This window comes from bacterium (assembly GCA_035308905.1).
Taxonomy (GTDB): domain Bacteria; phylum Sysuimicrobiota; class Sysuimicrobiia; order Sysuimicrobiales; family Segetimicrobiaceae; genus DASSJF01.
Genome location: DATGFS010000048.1, coordinates 23,142 through 35,939 on the forward strand (window position 1 = coordinate 23,142; position 12,798 = coordinate 35,939).

15 protein-coding genes are annotated in these 12,798 nt (G+C 71.1%); 3 read left to right on the forward strand and 12 right to left on the reverse strand.

The features are described from left to right. The first annotated feature begins 13 nt into the window (after positions 1–13). Positions 14–1,054, forward strand: coding sequence for a thiamine pyrophosphate-dependent dehydrogenase E1 component subunit alpha (locus VKT83_14175; protein ID HLY23607.1), 1,041 nt, complete (start codon positions 14–16; stop codon positions 1,052–1,054). Continuing rightward, on the forward strand, positions 1,054–2,019 hold the full coding sequence (locus VKT83_14180) for an alpha-ketoacid dehydrogenase subunit beta (GenBank protein ID HLY23608.1): 966 nt from the start codon (positions 1,054–1,056) through the stop codon (positions 2,017–2,019). The genes VKT83_14175 and VKT83_14180 overlap by 1 nt, the downstream gene beginning before the upstream one ends. 44 nt (positions 2,020–2,063) lie before the next feature. Here VKT83_14180 and VKT83_14185 read toward each other — a convergent pair whose 3' ends face one another. From VKT83_14185 to VKT83_14210, 6 genes are all read right to left on the reverse strand, one after another. Continuing rightward, entirely contained in the window at positions 2,064–2,336 is a 273-nt protein-coding gene (locus VKT83_14185; protein ID HLY23609.1) for a DUF4242 domain-containing protein, read from the reverse strand. Between the two features lie 78 nt (positions 2,337–2,414). After that, positions 2,415–3,179 (reverse strand): CoA-transferase, encoded by a 765-nt coding sequence (locus VKT83_14190; protein ID HLY23610.1) that lies wholly within the window; start codon positions 3,177–3,179, stop codon positions 2,415–2,417. Further along, positions 3,176–4,159, reverse strand: a complete 984-nt coding sequence (locus tag VKT83_14195) for a CoA-transferase (GenBank protein ID HLY23611.1) — start codon at positions 4,157–4,159, stop codon at positions 3,176–3,178. The genes VKT83_14190 and VKT83_14195 overlap by 4 nt, the downstream gene beginning before the upstream one ends. Next, positions 4,152–5,120: a TIGR03619 family F420-dependent LLM class oxidoreductase gene (locus tag VKT83_14200; GenBank protein ID HLY23612.1), complete on the reverse strand. Its 969-nt coding sequence runs from the start codon at positions 5,118–5,120 to the stop codon at positions 4,152–4,154. The genes VKT83_14195 and VKT83_14200 overlap by 8 nt, the downstream gene beginning before the upstream one ends. Further along, the gene (locus VKT83_14205; GenBank protein ID HLY23613.1) at positions 5,120–7,459 is read right to left on the reverse strand and encodes a xanthine dehydrogenase family protein molybdopterin-binding subunit; all 2,340 of its coding nucleotides are present in this window, start codon (positions 7,457–7,459) and stop codon (positions 5,120–5,122) included. The genes VKT83_14200 and VKT83_14205 overlap by 1 nt, the downstream gene beginning before the upstream one ends. Further along, positions 7,441–8,229 (reverse strand): 5-oxoprolinase subunit PxpA, encoded by a 789-nt coding sequence (locus tag VKT83_14210; GenBank protein ID HLY23614.1) that lies wholly within the window; start codon positions 8,227–8,229, stop codon positions 7,441–7,443. Before VKT83_14210 ends, VKT83_14205 begins: the two co-directional genes overlap by 19 nt. A 193-nt stretch (positions 8,230–8,422) precedes the next feature. Between VKT83_14210 and VKT83_14215 the strand changes: the two genes are divergently transcribed. Beyond that, positions 8,423–9,505, forward strand: a complete 1,083-nt coding sequence (locus tag VKT83_14215) for a cysteine synthase family protein (protein ID HLY23615.1) — start codon at positions 8,423–8,425, stop codon at positions 9,503–9,505. A gap of 33 nt (positions 9,506–9,538) precedes the next feature. Here the strand turns inward: VKT83_14215 and VKT83_14220 are convergent, their stop codons facing one another. Genes VKT83_14220 through VKT83_14245 form a run of 6 tightly spaced genes read right to left on the reverse strand, consistent with a single transcriptional unit; the run spans position 9,539 to position 12,747 of the window. Continuing rightward, positions 9,539–9,943, reverse strand: a complete 405-nt coding sequence (locus VKT83_14220; protein HLY23616.1) for a hypothetical protein — start codon at positions 9,941–9,943, stop codon at positions 9,539–9,541. 46 nt (positions 9,944–9,989) lie between these two features. Next, the gene (locus VKT83_14225) at positions 9,990–10,649 is read right to left on the reverse strand and encodes a haloacid dehalogenase type II (GenBank protein ID HLY23617.1); all 660 of its coding nucleotides are present in this window, start codon (positions 10,647–10,649) and stop codon (positions 9,990–9,992) included. 37 nt (positions 10,650–10,686) lie between these two features. Further along, on the reverse strand, positions 10,687–10,959 hold the full coding sequence (locus tag VKT83_14230) for a hypothetical protein (protein HLY23618.1): 273 nt from the start codon (positions 10,957–10,959) through the stop codon (positions 10,687–10,689). A 30-nt stretch (positions 10,960–10,989) separates the two neighbouring features. Continuing rightward, positions 10,990–11,235 carry a hypothetical protein gene (locus tag VKT83_14235; GenBank protein ID HLY23619.1) on the reverse strand — a complete coding sequence of 82 codons (246 nt, stop codon included), beginning with the start codon at positions 11,233–11,235 and terminating at the stop codon, positions 10,990–10,992. 26 nt (positions 11,236–11,261) lie between these two features. After that, positions 11,262–11,984 (reverse strand): transporter substrate-binding domain-containing protein, encoded by a 723-nt coding sequence (locus VKT83_14240; GenBank protein HLY23620.1) that lies wholly within the window; start codon positions 11,982–11,984, stop codon positions 11,262–11,264. Beyond that, positions 11,971–12,747, reverse strand: a complete 777-nt coding sequence (locus VKT83_14245) for a 3-oxoacyl-ACP reductase family protein (protein ID HLY23621.1) — start codon at positions 12,745–12,747, stop codon at positions 11,971–11,973. Before VKT83_14245 ends, VKT83_14240 begins: the two co-directional genes overlap by 14 nt. Between the last annotated feature and the right edge of the window lie 51 nt (positions 12,748–12,798).

Sequence of the window (12,798 nt, forward strand, 5' to 3'; positions counted from 1 at the left end):
GCCGCATCCTCGCATGACCGACAACACACGCACGGAGCCACCCGCGGCGGCCGTCCCGCCCCGCGGAGCCGGGGTCGCGCCCGATCTCGCACCGGCGGACCTCGAGCGTCTCTACTACTACATGATGCTCCAGCGGCTCGCCGAAGAGCGGGTCGTGAAGCTCTATCAGACGGGCCAGATCGTCGGCGCCTGCTTCACCGGTTGGGGCCACGAGGCGGTCGCGGTCGGCGCCGCGGCGGCGCTCGGGCCGGACGACGTCGCGGCCACCCTGCACCGGGACCTCGGCGCGCGGCTCGTGCTCGGGATGCCGCTCGGCTACTACTTCGCGAACTTCCTCGGCCGCACAGGCTCGCCGACGCGCGGGCGCGAGGGGAACTTACACATCGGCGGGCTCGGCCCGCGCATCCTCCTGCACACCGACTTCATCGGCGGCAACGTGCCGATCGCGGCGGGCGCCGCGCTCGGCTTTACCGTCCGCAAAGAGCCGCGCGTGGCCCTGGCCAACTTCGGCGAGGGCACGCTCGCGACGGGCGAGTTTCATGAAGCGGTGAACATGGCGGCCGTGCTGCGGCTGCCGCTGGCGCTCGTCTGCTGGAACAACCAGTTCGCGCTGTCCACGCCGCTCGCGCGCGAGGTGGTGGGGCCGCTCGACGTGCGGATGGCCGCGTACGGCATCCACGCGTGTTCGATCGACGGCAACGACGTGCTGGCCGTGTACCGCGCCGCGCGGGAGGCGGTGGACCGCGCCCGGTCCGGGGGCGGGCCCTCCTTCGTCGAGTGCCGGACGATGCGGGTGCGGGGGCATTCCGAGGCGGACGACGCCTCGTACGTGCCGCGCGCGATGATCGAGGAAGGCCGCCGCCGCGATCCGGTGGGGCGGTTTGCGCGGCATCTCGTCGAGGCGGGTGTGGCGACCCCGGCGCGGCTCGAGGAGATGCGCGCGCAGGCGCTCGCGGAAGTGGACGAGGCGCAGGCGTGGGCGGAAGCCAGTCCGCCGCCCGACCCGTCGGAGCTCGAGCACGGCGTGTACTGCGAGGCGACGCCGTGGCCGTAATGACCTACCTCGAGGCGATCGCGGACGGCCTGCGCCACGCGATGCGCGCGGACCCGTCCGTCATCCTCTTTGGCGAGGACGTGGGCGTCTACGGCGGCGCGTTCAAGCTGAGCAAGGGATTCATCGAGGAGTTCGGGGCGTCGCGCGTGATCGACACCCCGATCTGCGAGGCGGCGATCGTGGGGACGGCGGTCGGGGCGGCGCTCGTCGGCCTGCGGCCGGTCGTCGAGATGCAGTTTGCCGACTTCATCTCGAACGCGTTCACGCAGATGGTCAATGTGGCCGCGACGTCATCCTACCGGGCGGGCGGCTGCGTGCCGATGGTGGTGCGCGCGCCGTGCGGCGCCGGCACCCACGGCGGTCCGTTCCACTCCCAGTCGATCGAAGCCTACTTCTTCCATACGCCGGGGCTCAAGATCGTGATGCCGTCGACGCCCGCCGACGCGAAAGGCCTTCTCCTCGGGGCGATCGCGGACCCGAACCCCGTCCTGTACCTGGAGCACAAGGCGCTGTACCGGTCGCAGCGCGGTCCTGTCGAGGACGGTCTGGCCGTCGAGCCGCTCGGCCGCGCCGCGGTGCGGCGGCCCGGACGCGATCTCACGCTGCTGACCTACGGGATGATGGCGCACCGGAGCCTCGAGGCCGCGGAACGCGCGGCGGCAGACGGAATCGAGGCGGAGGTGATCGACCTGCGCACGCTCCTGCCGCTCGATCTCGACGCGGTCGCGAAATCGGTCGCGCGGACCAGCCGCGTTCTCATCGTCCACGAAGACCGCCTGCGGGGCGGGATCGGCGCGGAGATCGCCGCGCATCTCGGCGAGCATCTGTTCACGTCGCTCGACGCCCCGATCTCCCGGATCGGCGCGCCGGACACACCGGTACCCTACGCGCCGCCGCTCGAGACGGCCTATCTCCCGAGCGTGGACCGGATCTACGAGGGAATCAGGCGCCTCGCCCGTTGGTAGCGGTGAACGGTCTACCGGTCTAACGTGTCTCCCGGCTATCCCGCCTATTTGTAGAAGTACGGATCGAGGACGCTCACCTGGATGACGTGATCGACGGGGAGCCCGTTCGCCTGTGCCGCGCGCCGGATGGCGTCCGGATTCGGTCCATCGTAGATGCAGTAGGTCTTGGTCTTGTCTGTGCTCACGTATGAGTGAACCCAGGTGACCCCTTCCGCGCCGTTCTTGCCGACCACGTTCAGGCACGCCTGCGCGCCCTCATCTGTCATCGGGATCTGCAGGCCGCCGGGAAATGTCCGTTCCACCATGTACCGGGGCAATTCTCGCCACCTCCGTTGCCGAAAGTACGCGCAGATTCTCGCTTGGATTCGTGCGGCCCTTCCGATTGCTGAAATGTTTTACAGGAAGATCCGGCCCGGATCGAGGCCGCGCAGCAGCGTCAGCTCATGCTCGGTCGGCGCCTCGAGACGCCGGACCTCCGGGGCGGCCTCCAGCGTGAACCCCGTCTGTTCCTGCACCTGCTCGCGTTCCGCGCCGGGCTGCAGCGCCACGAGCCGCATCCGCCCCGACGTCGGGTCGAAATCCATCAGCGCGAGGTCGGTCACGACCGCGGTCACCCGTCCGAACAGGAGACCCGCCCCGCGCCGGCCGCCTTCGCCGTCGACCTGCCCCGGGCTGGTGACGAAGTCCAGCCGCTCCACGAACCGCCGGCGCTCGTGCCGCGTGACGATCATGATCTCCCGGCACAGACACGCGATGTCGCAGGCGCCGCCGCTGCCGGGGAGGCGCACCTTCGGCCGATCCACCGGTCCGATCACGCTCGTGTTGATGTTGCCGTAGGGATCGATCTGCGCTCCGCCGAGGAAGCCGTAGTCGAAATACCCGCGCTGCGCGTACAGGAAGATCTGGGTAATCGGCGGCAACGCGACGGCCCGCCGCGCGCCGCGCATCTCGTTCGTCGAGATCGGGAGGCGCCCGGGGTCCACTTCCAGGCCGATCGCGCCGCCTTCCACGACGATCGTCAGGCCGGGGGCGTGGGTCACGCGGGCGAGCGCAGACGCGAGCAGCGGGGTGCCGACCCCGGCGAACACGACCTTGCCGTCGGCGAGCAGCCGGCTCGCCGACACCGCCAGCAGCTCGGATGGGGAGTAGCTGACGTTCATTCGCCGGTCAACTCCCGCGCCGTCCGGCGCCGTTCGAGCATCCGCGCGGCGCCGAACTTGTCGAAGTACGCCTCGGCCGTTTCGGGTCGGTAGACGTACTCGTCGAGATAGGCCCGGACCCCGGCGACACCGTCCGTCGCGACGCGCTTGGCGTAGGCGTCGATGTGCTCGAGATCCACATCGTACTGGCCGTACATCTCGTGCGGGTACGCGCCGTAGGGGGCTTCCACGACGGCGTCCACCGCGAAGAACGGAATCACCGTCCGGTCCGCGGCGCGCCGGATCTGGTCCGGCTCGACGATCTCCTCGGCGCTCAGCACGACGGTCTGTGCGGCGGCGGCGATGTCCGCGTCCATGTGCGGGTAGCCGTCGATCTGCCCGTTGCCGAAGCGGTCCGCGCGGTGGACGTGGATCAGCGCGGCGTCCGGAAAAAGCGCGGGCACGAGGCACACCTGCTCCCTTGTGAACGGGCAGGTCATCGTCTTTGCGCCGGTCGTGCGCATGAGATCGGAGCCGAGCATCGAGAGGGTGGGGAGGAACGGCACGCCCATCGCGCCGGCGTGATAGCGCAGGCCGATCGCGAGATGGCTCCACTCCTCGAAGCGGGCCTGCCCTCCCTCGACGAACTCGCGCACGATGCGCGACAGGCCCCACGGCAGCCCGATGCCGACCCAGCTCGTGACGATCTCGCGGCAGGCGCCCGCGGCCAGGAACAGCTCCCCTTCGTAGCACATCAGGCTGCGGGACAGCACGACGTCGCGGCGGCGCTGCCGCAGCACCTCGCGGAGCAGCAGCGTCGGGGTTCTGGAGTACAGGCAGCCGCCGATCGCGATGTGATCGCCGTCGTGCACGAGGGCGGCGGCCTCCGCGATCGGCATCCGCTTGTCGCGCGGCGCGCGCGACTTGGCCTCGAGCCGGCGGCGGGCGTCCACGAAGGTCACGGACGGCCGGCCGGCCGCGGGCGCGCCCGGGTTAGGCATGCACTCGCCTCGCGCCGGGACGCAGCCGGGGCAGGACGTCGTGCGCGATCACCTCGAGCTGCTCCGGCAGGTACTCGCACGGGATGAGGACGATGTGTTCCTCCCCGGCGCCGAGGTGGGCGGCAAGCTGCTCGGCGCACTGCTCCGGCGTGCCCCTGATCGCGCTCTCCGGCGTCGACTCGCTCCACGGCGCGACGTCGAAGTACCGGCCGATGAAGTCTTTGACGCGGCGGTCCGCCTCCTCGTACGAGGCCGCCACGCAGATCGGCAGCTGGCTCACGTTGCGCAGTTCCGCCGGATCGCGTCCCTGCTCCTCGGCGAAGCCGCGGATCTTCGCCCACGTGGCGCGGAACGTCTCGGCCGTGTAGAAATAGGTCAGCCAGCCGTCGCCGTACTTGGCGACGCGCCGCAGCACCCGGTCGACGTAGCCGCCGATGAACAGCGGCGGGTGCGGACGCTGGACGGGCCGGGGCAGCATGACGGCCTGGTTGAACACGTAGCCGTCGACCGCCCCGTTGACGCTGTCCGCGGTCCACAGCCGCCGCATGATCTCGAGGTTCTTGACGAAGATCCGCCCGCGCTCCGCAAACGGGATGCCGCACGCTTGAAACTCGCGCTCGTACCAGCCGGCGGCAAGGCCGAGCACCAGCCGGCCCTTCGAGATCTGGTCCAGACTCGCCAGCTCCTTCGCCAGGATGACGGGGTTACGCAGCGGCAGGACGAGGACGCCGATACCGAGCCGAAGCCGCTGCGTTCTCGCCGCGATCGCGGTGAGGGTCGCGAGCGACTCGAGAAACGGAAATGCCCGCCGGGTGCCGAGCAGGATATGGTCCCACGCCCACGCGGAGACGAAACCGAGCGATTCCGCCGTCGCCGCGTAGGCGAGGATCTTGTCGATGCCCGGCTCGCTGGTCGCGGGCGTGAAGTTCTCCAGCGCGACCCCGAACTGCGGTTCCGGCATCAGCGTTTCCCTCCCTCGTCCGCGGGAGAACCTTCGGCCGCCTTTGGGCCTCCTGCCGCGGCATCGAGCGCGCGGACGATCCGCTCCGGAGTCATCGGCAGCTCCGTGAGCCGCACGCCGGCGGCGTTCTGGATCGCGCTCGCGATCGCGGCCGGCGGCGGGCCGGTGGGCGGCTCGCCGATCCCGCGCGCCTGGAACGGGCCTTTGCCTTCGCCGGACTCGACGATCACGGCCTGCACGTCCGGCAGGTCGAGGGACGTCGGGATCAGGTAGCCGGCGAACAACGTGCTGAGGTTGTTGCCGTTCTCGACGACGACCTCCTCCGTCAGCGCCTGGCCGATCCCCATCGCGGCGCCGCCCTGGATCTGGCCCTCGACGCTCTGCGGATTGATCGCCTGACCGACGTCGTGGCACGCCGCGTACTTGAGCAGGCGGACCGCGCCGGTCTCGGTGTCCACCTCGACTTCCGCGGCGTGGCAGCCGTACGTGAAATCCGGGAAGGTGCGTCCCTGGCCGGTCTTGAGGTCCACCGGCGGCGCCTGCTCCGCGTGAAAGGTGGCGAGGTGCGCCGCGGGGACGCCGCGGCGGCCGCACTCCACGACCATCCGGGCGAGTGAAATCCGCCGCTCCGGGCTGCCCGTGACCCCGACGTGATCATCGGCGAAGTCCAGGTCGGGCTCCGCGGCCTCGAGCAGTGAGGCGGCGACGGGCGCCACCTGCTCGCGCAATTCGCGCGCCCCGCGGAGCACCGCGTTGCCGGACATGTACAACTGGCGCGTCGCGAACGTGCCGCCGGAGAGCGGCGTGAGCGCGCTGTCGCCGAAGTGGACCGTGATCCGGTCGAGCGAGACGCCGAGCACCTCGGAGGCGATTTGCGCGAGGGAGGCCGACTGCCCACCGCCGAGGTCGGGCACGCCGGAGCGGATCACGAGCGAACCGTCCGCTTCGAAGCCGAGCCACGCGCTGGCGCGGTCGCGAAACCAGACCGTTCGCCCGTACGGCTGGATGTTGCAGGCGAACCCGCGGCCGACCAGGCCCGACGGACCTGACGGCCGGCTGCGCTCGCCGAGCGCGGCGGTGGCGCGCCGCACGAGCTCGGGCAGCGCGACGTGGGTCTCGACGGCCTCGCCGGTCGGGAGGCGGTCGCCCTTCGCCAGGAAGTTGCGCGCCCGGATCTCCTCCGGCGCGAGGCCGAGCCGCTCCGCGAGCGCGTCCATCTGCGATTCGTAGGCGAACGTGACCTGCATCGCGCCGAACCCACGCATCGCGCTCGACGGCACGTTGTTGGTGAAGGCCGCCCGGGCGTCGATCGCGACGTTCGGCACTTTGTACGGGCCGCTGCCGGTGACGAGCGCCGCGAACAGCACCCGCGGGCTGAGCAGGGGGTAGGGGCCGGCGTCGGCGACGAGCGAGATCTCCTGCGCGACGAGGCGGCCGTCGCGTGCGGCGCCCGTCTTGTAGCGCATCGTGAAGGGATGCCGCTTCGGCCGGGCGAGCAGCGAGTCGTACCGGCTCCAGACCATGCGCACCGGCTGCCCCGTCTTCCAGGCCAGCAGCGCGAGGTACGGCTCGACGGTCATGTCCTCTTTGCCGCCGAACCCGCCGCCGAGAAACGGCGTGACGACGCGCACGCGGTTGTGGGGTACGCCGAGCATCTCCGCGATCTCGCGGAAGTGCTCGATCACCTGCGTCGACGCGCGGATGTTGATGACGCCCTGGGCGTCGGTCCAGGCGACGCCCGCCTCCGGTTCCAGGTAGGCGTGGTCCACGCGCTGCGTGCGGTACGTCTCTTCGACGACGGCGTGCGCGGCCCGGAAGCCCTCGGCGACGTCACCGCGCCGCAGCGTCCAGTGCACGAGCACGTTGTCCCGGTCGTCGTGGACGCGCGGCGCGCCGGGCCGGACCGCCTCTTCGGCGTCGAACAGCCCGGGCAGCGGCTCGTACTCGATCTCGATCGCTTCGAGCGCCGCCTGCGCCCGCGCCGCGGAATCGGCCGCGACGAGCGCCACCGGCTCGCCCTGGAAGCAGACCCGGCCCGCGGCGAGGACCGGCGTGGCGAAGCGGATGAGGCCGATGCCGGTGGGATCTTCCTCGACCGCGTTGTGGGGGACGTCGTCCGCGGTCAGCACCACCGCGACGCCCGGGAGGGCCCGGGCGCGCGCCGCGTCGAGCCGGCGGATCCGCGCCGACGCGTGAAGCGAGCGAAGGACGGCGCCCGCGAGCATGCCGGGCAGCTCCCAGTCCGCCGCGTAGCGGGTAGTCCCGCGGATTTTGTCGACCGCGTCGAAGCGGGGCTGCGGCCTGCCGACGACCCGGTACGCTATGCGCCGGCGATCCACGTTCCGAGAGCCGCGACCTCGACGCCCGCCTGTTCGAGCATGCCTCGGAGGGTGCGCACCGCCGCGCGTGAGGGCGCGTGATCGCCGTGCAGGCAGATCGTGTCCACCTGCACGTCGACGGTCGTGCCGTCCACGGTGGGGATGCGTCCGTCCCGCACCGCGGCGACGGCCCGGCGGCACATCGCCTCCGGGTCCATCAGCATCGCGTCGGGACGGCGCCGGCTGGCCAGCGTGCCGTCCGGCATGTAGGCCCGGTCCAGGAAGAACTCGCGCGCCACCCGAAGGCCGGCGGCCCGGACCTCGGCGGCGAGCCGCGAATGCGGCGTCGCCACGACGGCGAGGTGCGGATCGATGCGCTTGACCGCTGCGGCGATGGCCTTGGCCGTTCCTTCGTCCACCTCGGCCACATTATAGAGCGCGCCGTGGGGCTTCACGTGCTGGAGCCGTCCCCCGAAGGCCTCGACCATGCCACGCACCGCGGCGACCTGGTAGAGGACGAGATCGTCCACCTCCTGCGGCGTGAGGTCCATCTTGTGCCGGCCAAACCCGATGAGATCCTGGTAGCCGGGATGCGCGCCGATCGCCACGCGGTGGCGCCGCAGCAGTTCGACCGTCTTGCGGATCGTCGCCGGGTCGCTCGCGTGAAAGCCGCACGCGATATGGGCCGACGTGAGGTACGGCGCGATCTCCTCATCCTGGCCCATGGGCCAGCGGCCGAGGGATTCACCCATGTCCGCGGAGATGTCGACGCGCCGCGACGCCGCTGCCATCGGCGGGCCTCCTTCGATCGAAGATCTGCGGAAGTGCGCAATACGGAACCGACGGGGCCGTTAGTTCGGCTCCGCGATCGATCAGCCCTCTCCGCGGCCCGGCAAGGCGCGTGCGCGCGCGGCGGAGAACCGTGGTGGGTCGAATGGGGCCGGGGCCGCGGCAGACGGCCCGGCATGGGAGGAGTTTGACGGCATGGATTGGGAACGGCGGCGGCGTCCGGTCGACAGCGTGCTCGACACGGCGGGACTGACCCCGCTCGTCAGGCTTCAGCGGGTCACCCGCGCGGCGTCCCCGGCTGCGCGGCCCAGCGGCCCCGCGCAGTCGGGGGATGGCACGGCCGCGGCCGTGTTTGCCAAGCTCGAGTTTTTCGGGCCGAGCGGAAGCGTCAAAGATCGCATCCTACCGTACATCGTCGCGGAGGCGGAGCGGCGGGGCGATCTCCGGCCCGGCATGATCGTGATCGAAGGCACGACCGGCAACACCGGCATCGCCACCGCGATGGTCGGCGCGGCCAAGGGCTACCGGGTGATCATCGTGATGCCCGCGGGCATGAGCCGGGAGCGGCAGGACGTGATCCGCGCGTATGGGGCGGAGTTGGTGCTGACTCCAGGCGGCGAGAGCGATGTGGATCTCGTCCTCGACAAGGTCCGCGCGCTCAAGGCCGAGCACGGAACGAACATCTGGGAGGTCGGGCAGTTCACGAACGCCGACAACGTGCGCGCGCACACGCAGACGACGGGTCCGGAGATTTGGGAGCAGACGGAGGGGCGGGTCGACGCTTTCGTCGCGGCGCAGGGGACCGGCGGCACCCTCACCGGCGTGAGCGCCTATCTCAAAGCGAAGCGTCCGGACGTGCTGTCCTTCGCGGTCGAACCGGCCGAGTGCGCGATCCTCGCGGGACGCGGCTGGGGGCCGCACCGGATCGAAGGGATCGGGGACGGGTTCATCCCCGAGGTGCTGGACTTGAAGTGGGTGGACGGCGTCGTGACGGTGTCATCGGACGACGCGATCGCGATGGCCCGCCGGCTCGCGCGCGAGGAAGGCATCTTCTGCGGCATCTCGTCGGGCTGCAACGTCGCGGCGTGCCTGAAGCTGAGCCGGCGCTACCCAGAGCTCAAGACGATCGTCACGATGATCAACGACAACGGGCTGCGCTACCTGACGACGGAGCTGTGCGGCGCAGTGCCCGACCTCGCCGTGCCGGAGCGCGAGCACGCGCCGCGGCCGGACGACGCCCGCCGGCTCGCGGCGAAGCCGCTCACGGTCGTCGAGTAGCCGTCGGGCGCGGCGGTCGGCTGCCGGCCGAGGCTACCGGTTCCGCTCGGCTTCGTGCACGATGTTGAGCGCGGTCTGCGCTTCGCCCTCGACGATCGCCCAGTCGCCGGCCGAGGCAAAGTCGTGATTGGCGTGCTGCGTCACTTCGTAGATGCGCGCCAAGGCGGACTTGACGCGTTCCACCTCCTCCGCCGCGAGGCGCAGCGCCGAGGCGCCGTCGCCCGCGGCCCCGGCCGCGCCGAGCGCCCGGAGGGCGTCCCGGTAAGCGCGTCGCGCCGCGAGCTCGGAGTCGGCCGCGGGCGTGCCGCGCCGCCGCGTGCCGCGCCGCGGCTTGGCCGCGGCGGCCTTCCGCGCGGCCGCGATTCGCGCGCTGCTGCGGTCGATCCGCTTCTGGAGATACAGTCGCACCGCGTCCACCCCGCCGGATCCGCTCTTCATCGCCGCCTCCTCTGAGATCGCGTCTCGCTCCCCGCCGGACCTGCGTTCATGCGTTCACGCGCTCCGCGAGCTCTGCGAGATCGCGCACGATCACGTCCGGCGCGAACCCCAGCCGCTCCGGTGGGGCGCCGGCCCTGTTGACCCAGGCGACCGGCAGGCCGAAGGCCTTCGCCCCCGCGGCGTCCCACGCGTTCGACGAGACGAAGAGGATCGCCGAGCGCGTGAGCCCGAGCCGGCGTTCGGCGAGGGCGTACACGTCGGGGACCGGTTTGTAAGTCTTGACGGCGTCGACGCTGAGGACGTGCGCAAACAATTGACGAAGCTCCGCGGACCGCAGCGCGCTCTCCACCATCGACGGGCTGCCGTTGGACAGCACGGCGAGCGTCTTCGGCGCCATGCGCGCGAGGGCGGCGGGGACCTCGGGGTAGGCGCGCAGCGCCAGCCACCCGTCCAGCATCCGCCGCCGCGCCTCGGGCGCGACGGAGAGGCCGAGCCGCTCGAGCGTGTAGTCGAGGGCCTCAACGGTGACCGTCCAGAAATCTTCGTACCGGCCCATCGCGGCCCGGAGCCACGTGTACTCGAGCTGCTTCTGCCGCCACGCCGGGACGACGGCCTCGGATCCCGCCGCTTCGACGCAGAGGCGGTCGAGGGAGCGGACGTCGAGGAGGGTGCCGTAGAGGTCGAAGGCCAGCGCGTCGACGGTCATCCGGTGTCCCCCCGCGGGCGGCGGCCCCGCCTCGGAGCTAGATCTCGTGCCGGCCGGTCTGCTCGGCCTGTCCGAGGCCCAGCATCTCGACGAGCTTGCCGAAGCCGTCGGCAAGCGCCATGAACGCTCCCAACTCGATCAACTCTTCCTCGGTGAACTGCGTCTTCCAGCGCCGCAGGTGCTCGTCGCCGATCGCCCGGTAGTCCTCGGTGAACAGCGTCGCCATCTCCAGCGCCGCCCGCTCGCGTGGCGTGAACACGGGATTCTCCGGATCGGACGTGGCATCGAGTTTCGCCTCGCCGAGGCCCATTTGCTCCGCCACGGCGGAGCGGACGTTGCTTCAATAACTGCAGGTGCGCAGGCGCGCCATCCGCACGCGCATCAGTTCCTTGAGCGGATGCTCGACGATGCCGCCGTAGAACGCATCCTGCCATCCCGAGTAGAACGCGCGCAGCGCCAGCGGGTGCCTCGCGAGAATGCGCAGGAGCGTGGGGTTCGGCGCCCCGCGCTTCGCCGCGTCGGCGAAGGCCCGCCGGACGTCGTCAGTCAGCGCGGTCTCGGCAACCGGCCCGATGCGAACCGTCATAGCCGTCCTCCTCGTCCTGCGCTTGTTTATGCCACCGTGACGCCGCGCACGCCGTGCTTCTCGATCAGGCGGGCCACGAGTCCCGAGCCCTTCGCCTCGTCGACGAACGCTCCCAGGAATTCCGCTCCGGCGCCCGCACGCCCGCCCGGCGTACCGATCGACTGCTGCACCCCGGTCACGCGGCCGTCCAGCACGCGCGACCCCGGCAGCGCGGCGGCAGCGGCGATGAGGCGCGGCGTAAGACAGGCCAGCGCCTCGAGCTTTTCCTCTTCGAACAATGCGACCGACGCTTCGATGCCTTCGGCGCGCACGAGCGCCGCGCGTTTGAGGGTGCGGCTGAGGAAGAGGTCATACGCGCTCTTGCCGGAGACCGCGATGCGGACGCCGTCCCGGTCCACGTCCGCGAGCGTCCGGATCGTCGAGCCGGCAGGCACGAGATACGTGACGGGAATCTCGAGATAGGCGGGGCTGAACGCGATCTCCGCGGCCCGCTGCGGCTCGTTGCCGAGGAAGGCGATGTCCCAGCGGTTGTCTCTGGCGCCGTCGGCCAGCGGCCCGGCCTGGGGAAACCGCACGAATTCCAGCGGCACGCCGAGGCGGCGGCCGATTTCCCGCGCGAGATCGGGCGCGATGCCGCGCGGCTCGCCGGCCGGCCCGTCGGGCAGCACGAGCAGGAAATTCCCGTCGTTCAGGCCGGTGCGCAGGGTGCCCGACGGCGCGAGCGCCGCGCGGACCTCAGGAATGCCCAATGTAGTCCATCCGGCCGCCGTCGACGGTGAGGATCTGCGCCGTCACAAACCCTGACTCGGGCGACGCCAGAAACGCGACCGCGTGCGCAACGTCGTCGGGCGCGCCGACCCGGCCGACCATTGCGCGGTCGCTGAGCCGTTTGACCGTGTCGCGCAGCTCCTGCTCACTGCGCTCGGCTTTCACCATGTCGGTGATGATGAACCCGGGGGCCACGGCGTTCACGGTGATGCCGTGCGGCCCGAGCTCCATGGCGAACCGGCGCGTCAGGGTGGATACCGCGGCCTTGGTGGCGGCGTAAAAGGTGGCACCGGGGAGCGTCGTCCCGTTGGCGGCGGCCGAACTGATGTTGATGATGCGGCCGTACCGCCGCTCCTTCATCGCCGGGACGACCGCGCGCGTGACGTGGATTACCCCGTCTACGTTGGTGCGCCGCATCTGCTCGAACCGGCCCGGATCGAAGTCGTCGAGCGTCGCGCGGACGGACACGCCCGCGTTGTTGACCAGCACGGAGATCGGTCCCAGATCGGCGGCGGTTCGGTCGACCATCGCCGCGACCTGCCCGGGGTCGCCCACGTCCGCCCGCACCGTGATCGCGCGTCCACCCACGGCGCGGATTTCGTCCACGACGGCCCGCGCCTCATCGGCGCGGCCGCGGTAATTGACGCACACCGCGGCGCCGTGACGCGCCAGCCGGACGGCGATCGCCCGGCCGAGACCGCGGGATGCTCCGGTGACGAGTGCGATCTGCCCAGTCCAACTCATGGGGCTCAAGATATTCTGCTGCGCGCGGGAATCGCCTGCACCGCGGCGTGG

Excerpts from the sequence above, each read along its gene's own strand:
- VKT83_14175 (HLY23607.1), top strand. The coding sequence starts at position 14 with ATGACCGACAACACACGCACGGAGCCACCCGCGGCGGCCGTCCCGCCC.
- VKT83_14180 (HLY23608.1), top strand. The coding sequence starts at position 1,054 with ATGACCTACCTCGAGGCGATCGCGGACGGCCTGCGCCACGCGATGCGC.
- VKT83_14190 (HLY23610.1), bottom strand. The coding sequence starts at position 3,179 with ATGAACGTCAGCTACTCCCCATCCGAGCTGCTGGCGGTGTCGGCGAGC.
- VKT83_14195 (HLY23611.1), bottom strand. The coding sequence starts at position 4,159 with ATGCCTAACCCGGGCGCGCCCGCGGCCGGCCGGCCGTCCGTGACCTTC.
- VKT83_14200 (HLY23612.1), bottom strand. The coding sequence starts at position 5,120 with ATGCCGGAACCGCAGTTCGGGGTCGCGCTGGAGAACTTCACGCCCGCG.
- VKT83_14210 (HLY23614.1), bottom strand. The coding sequence starts at position 8,229 with ATGGCAGCGGCGTCGCGGCGCGTCGACATCTCCGCGGACATGGGTGAA.
- VKT83_14215 (HLY23615.1), top strand. The coding sequence starts at position 8,423 with ATGGATTGGGAACGGCGGCGGCGTCCGGTCGACAGCGTGCTCGACACG.
- VKT83_14220 (HLY23616.1), bottom strand. The coding sequence starts at position 9,943 with ATGAAGAGCGGATCCGGCGGGGTGGACGCGGTGCGACTGTATCTCCAG.
- VKT83_14225 (HLY23617.1), bottom strand. The coding sequence starts at position 10,649 with ATGACCGTCGACGCGCTGGCCTTCGACCTCTACGGCACCCTCCTCGAC.
- VKT83_14230 (HLY23618.1), bottom strand. The coding sequence starts at position 10,959 with ATGGGCCTCGGCGAGGCGAAACTCGATGCCACGTCCGATCCGGAGAAT.
- VKT83_14235 (HLY23619.1), bottom strand. The coding sequence starts at position 11,235 with ATGACGGTTCGCATCGGGCCGGTTGCCGAGACCGCGCTGACTGACGAC.
- VKT83_14245 (HLY23621.1), bottom strand. The coding sequence starts at position 12,747 with ATGAGTTGGACTGGGCAGATCGCACTCGTCACCGGAGCATCCCGCGGT.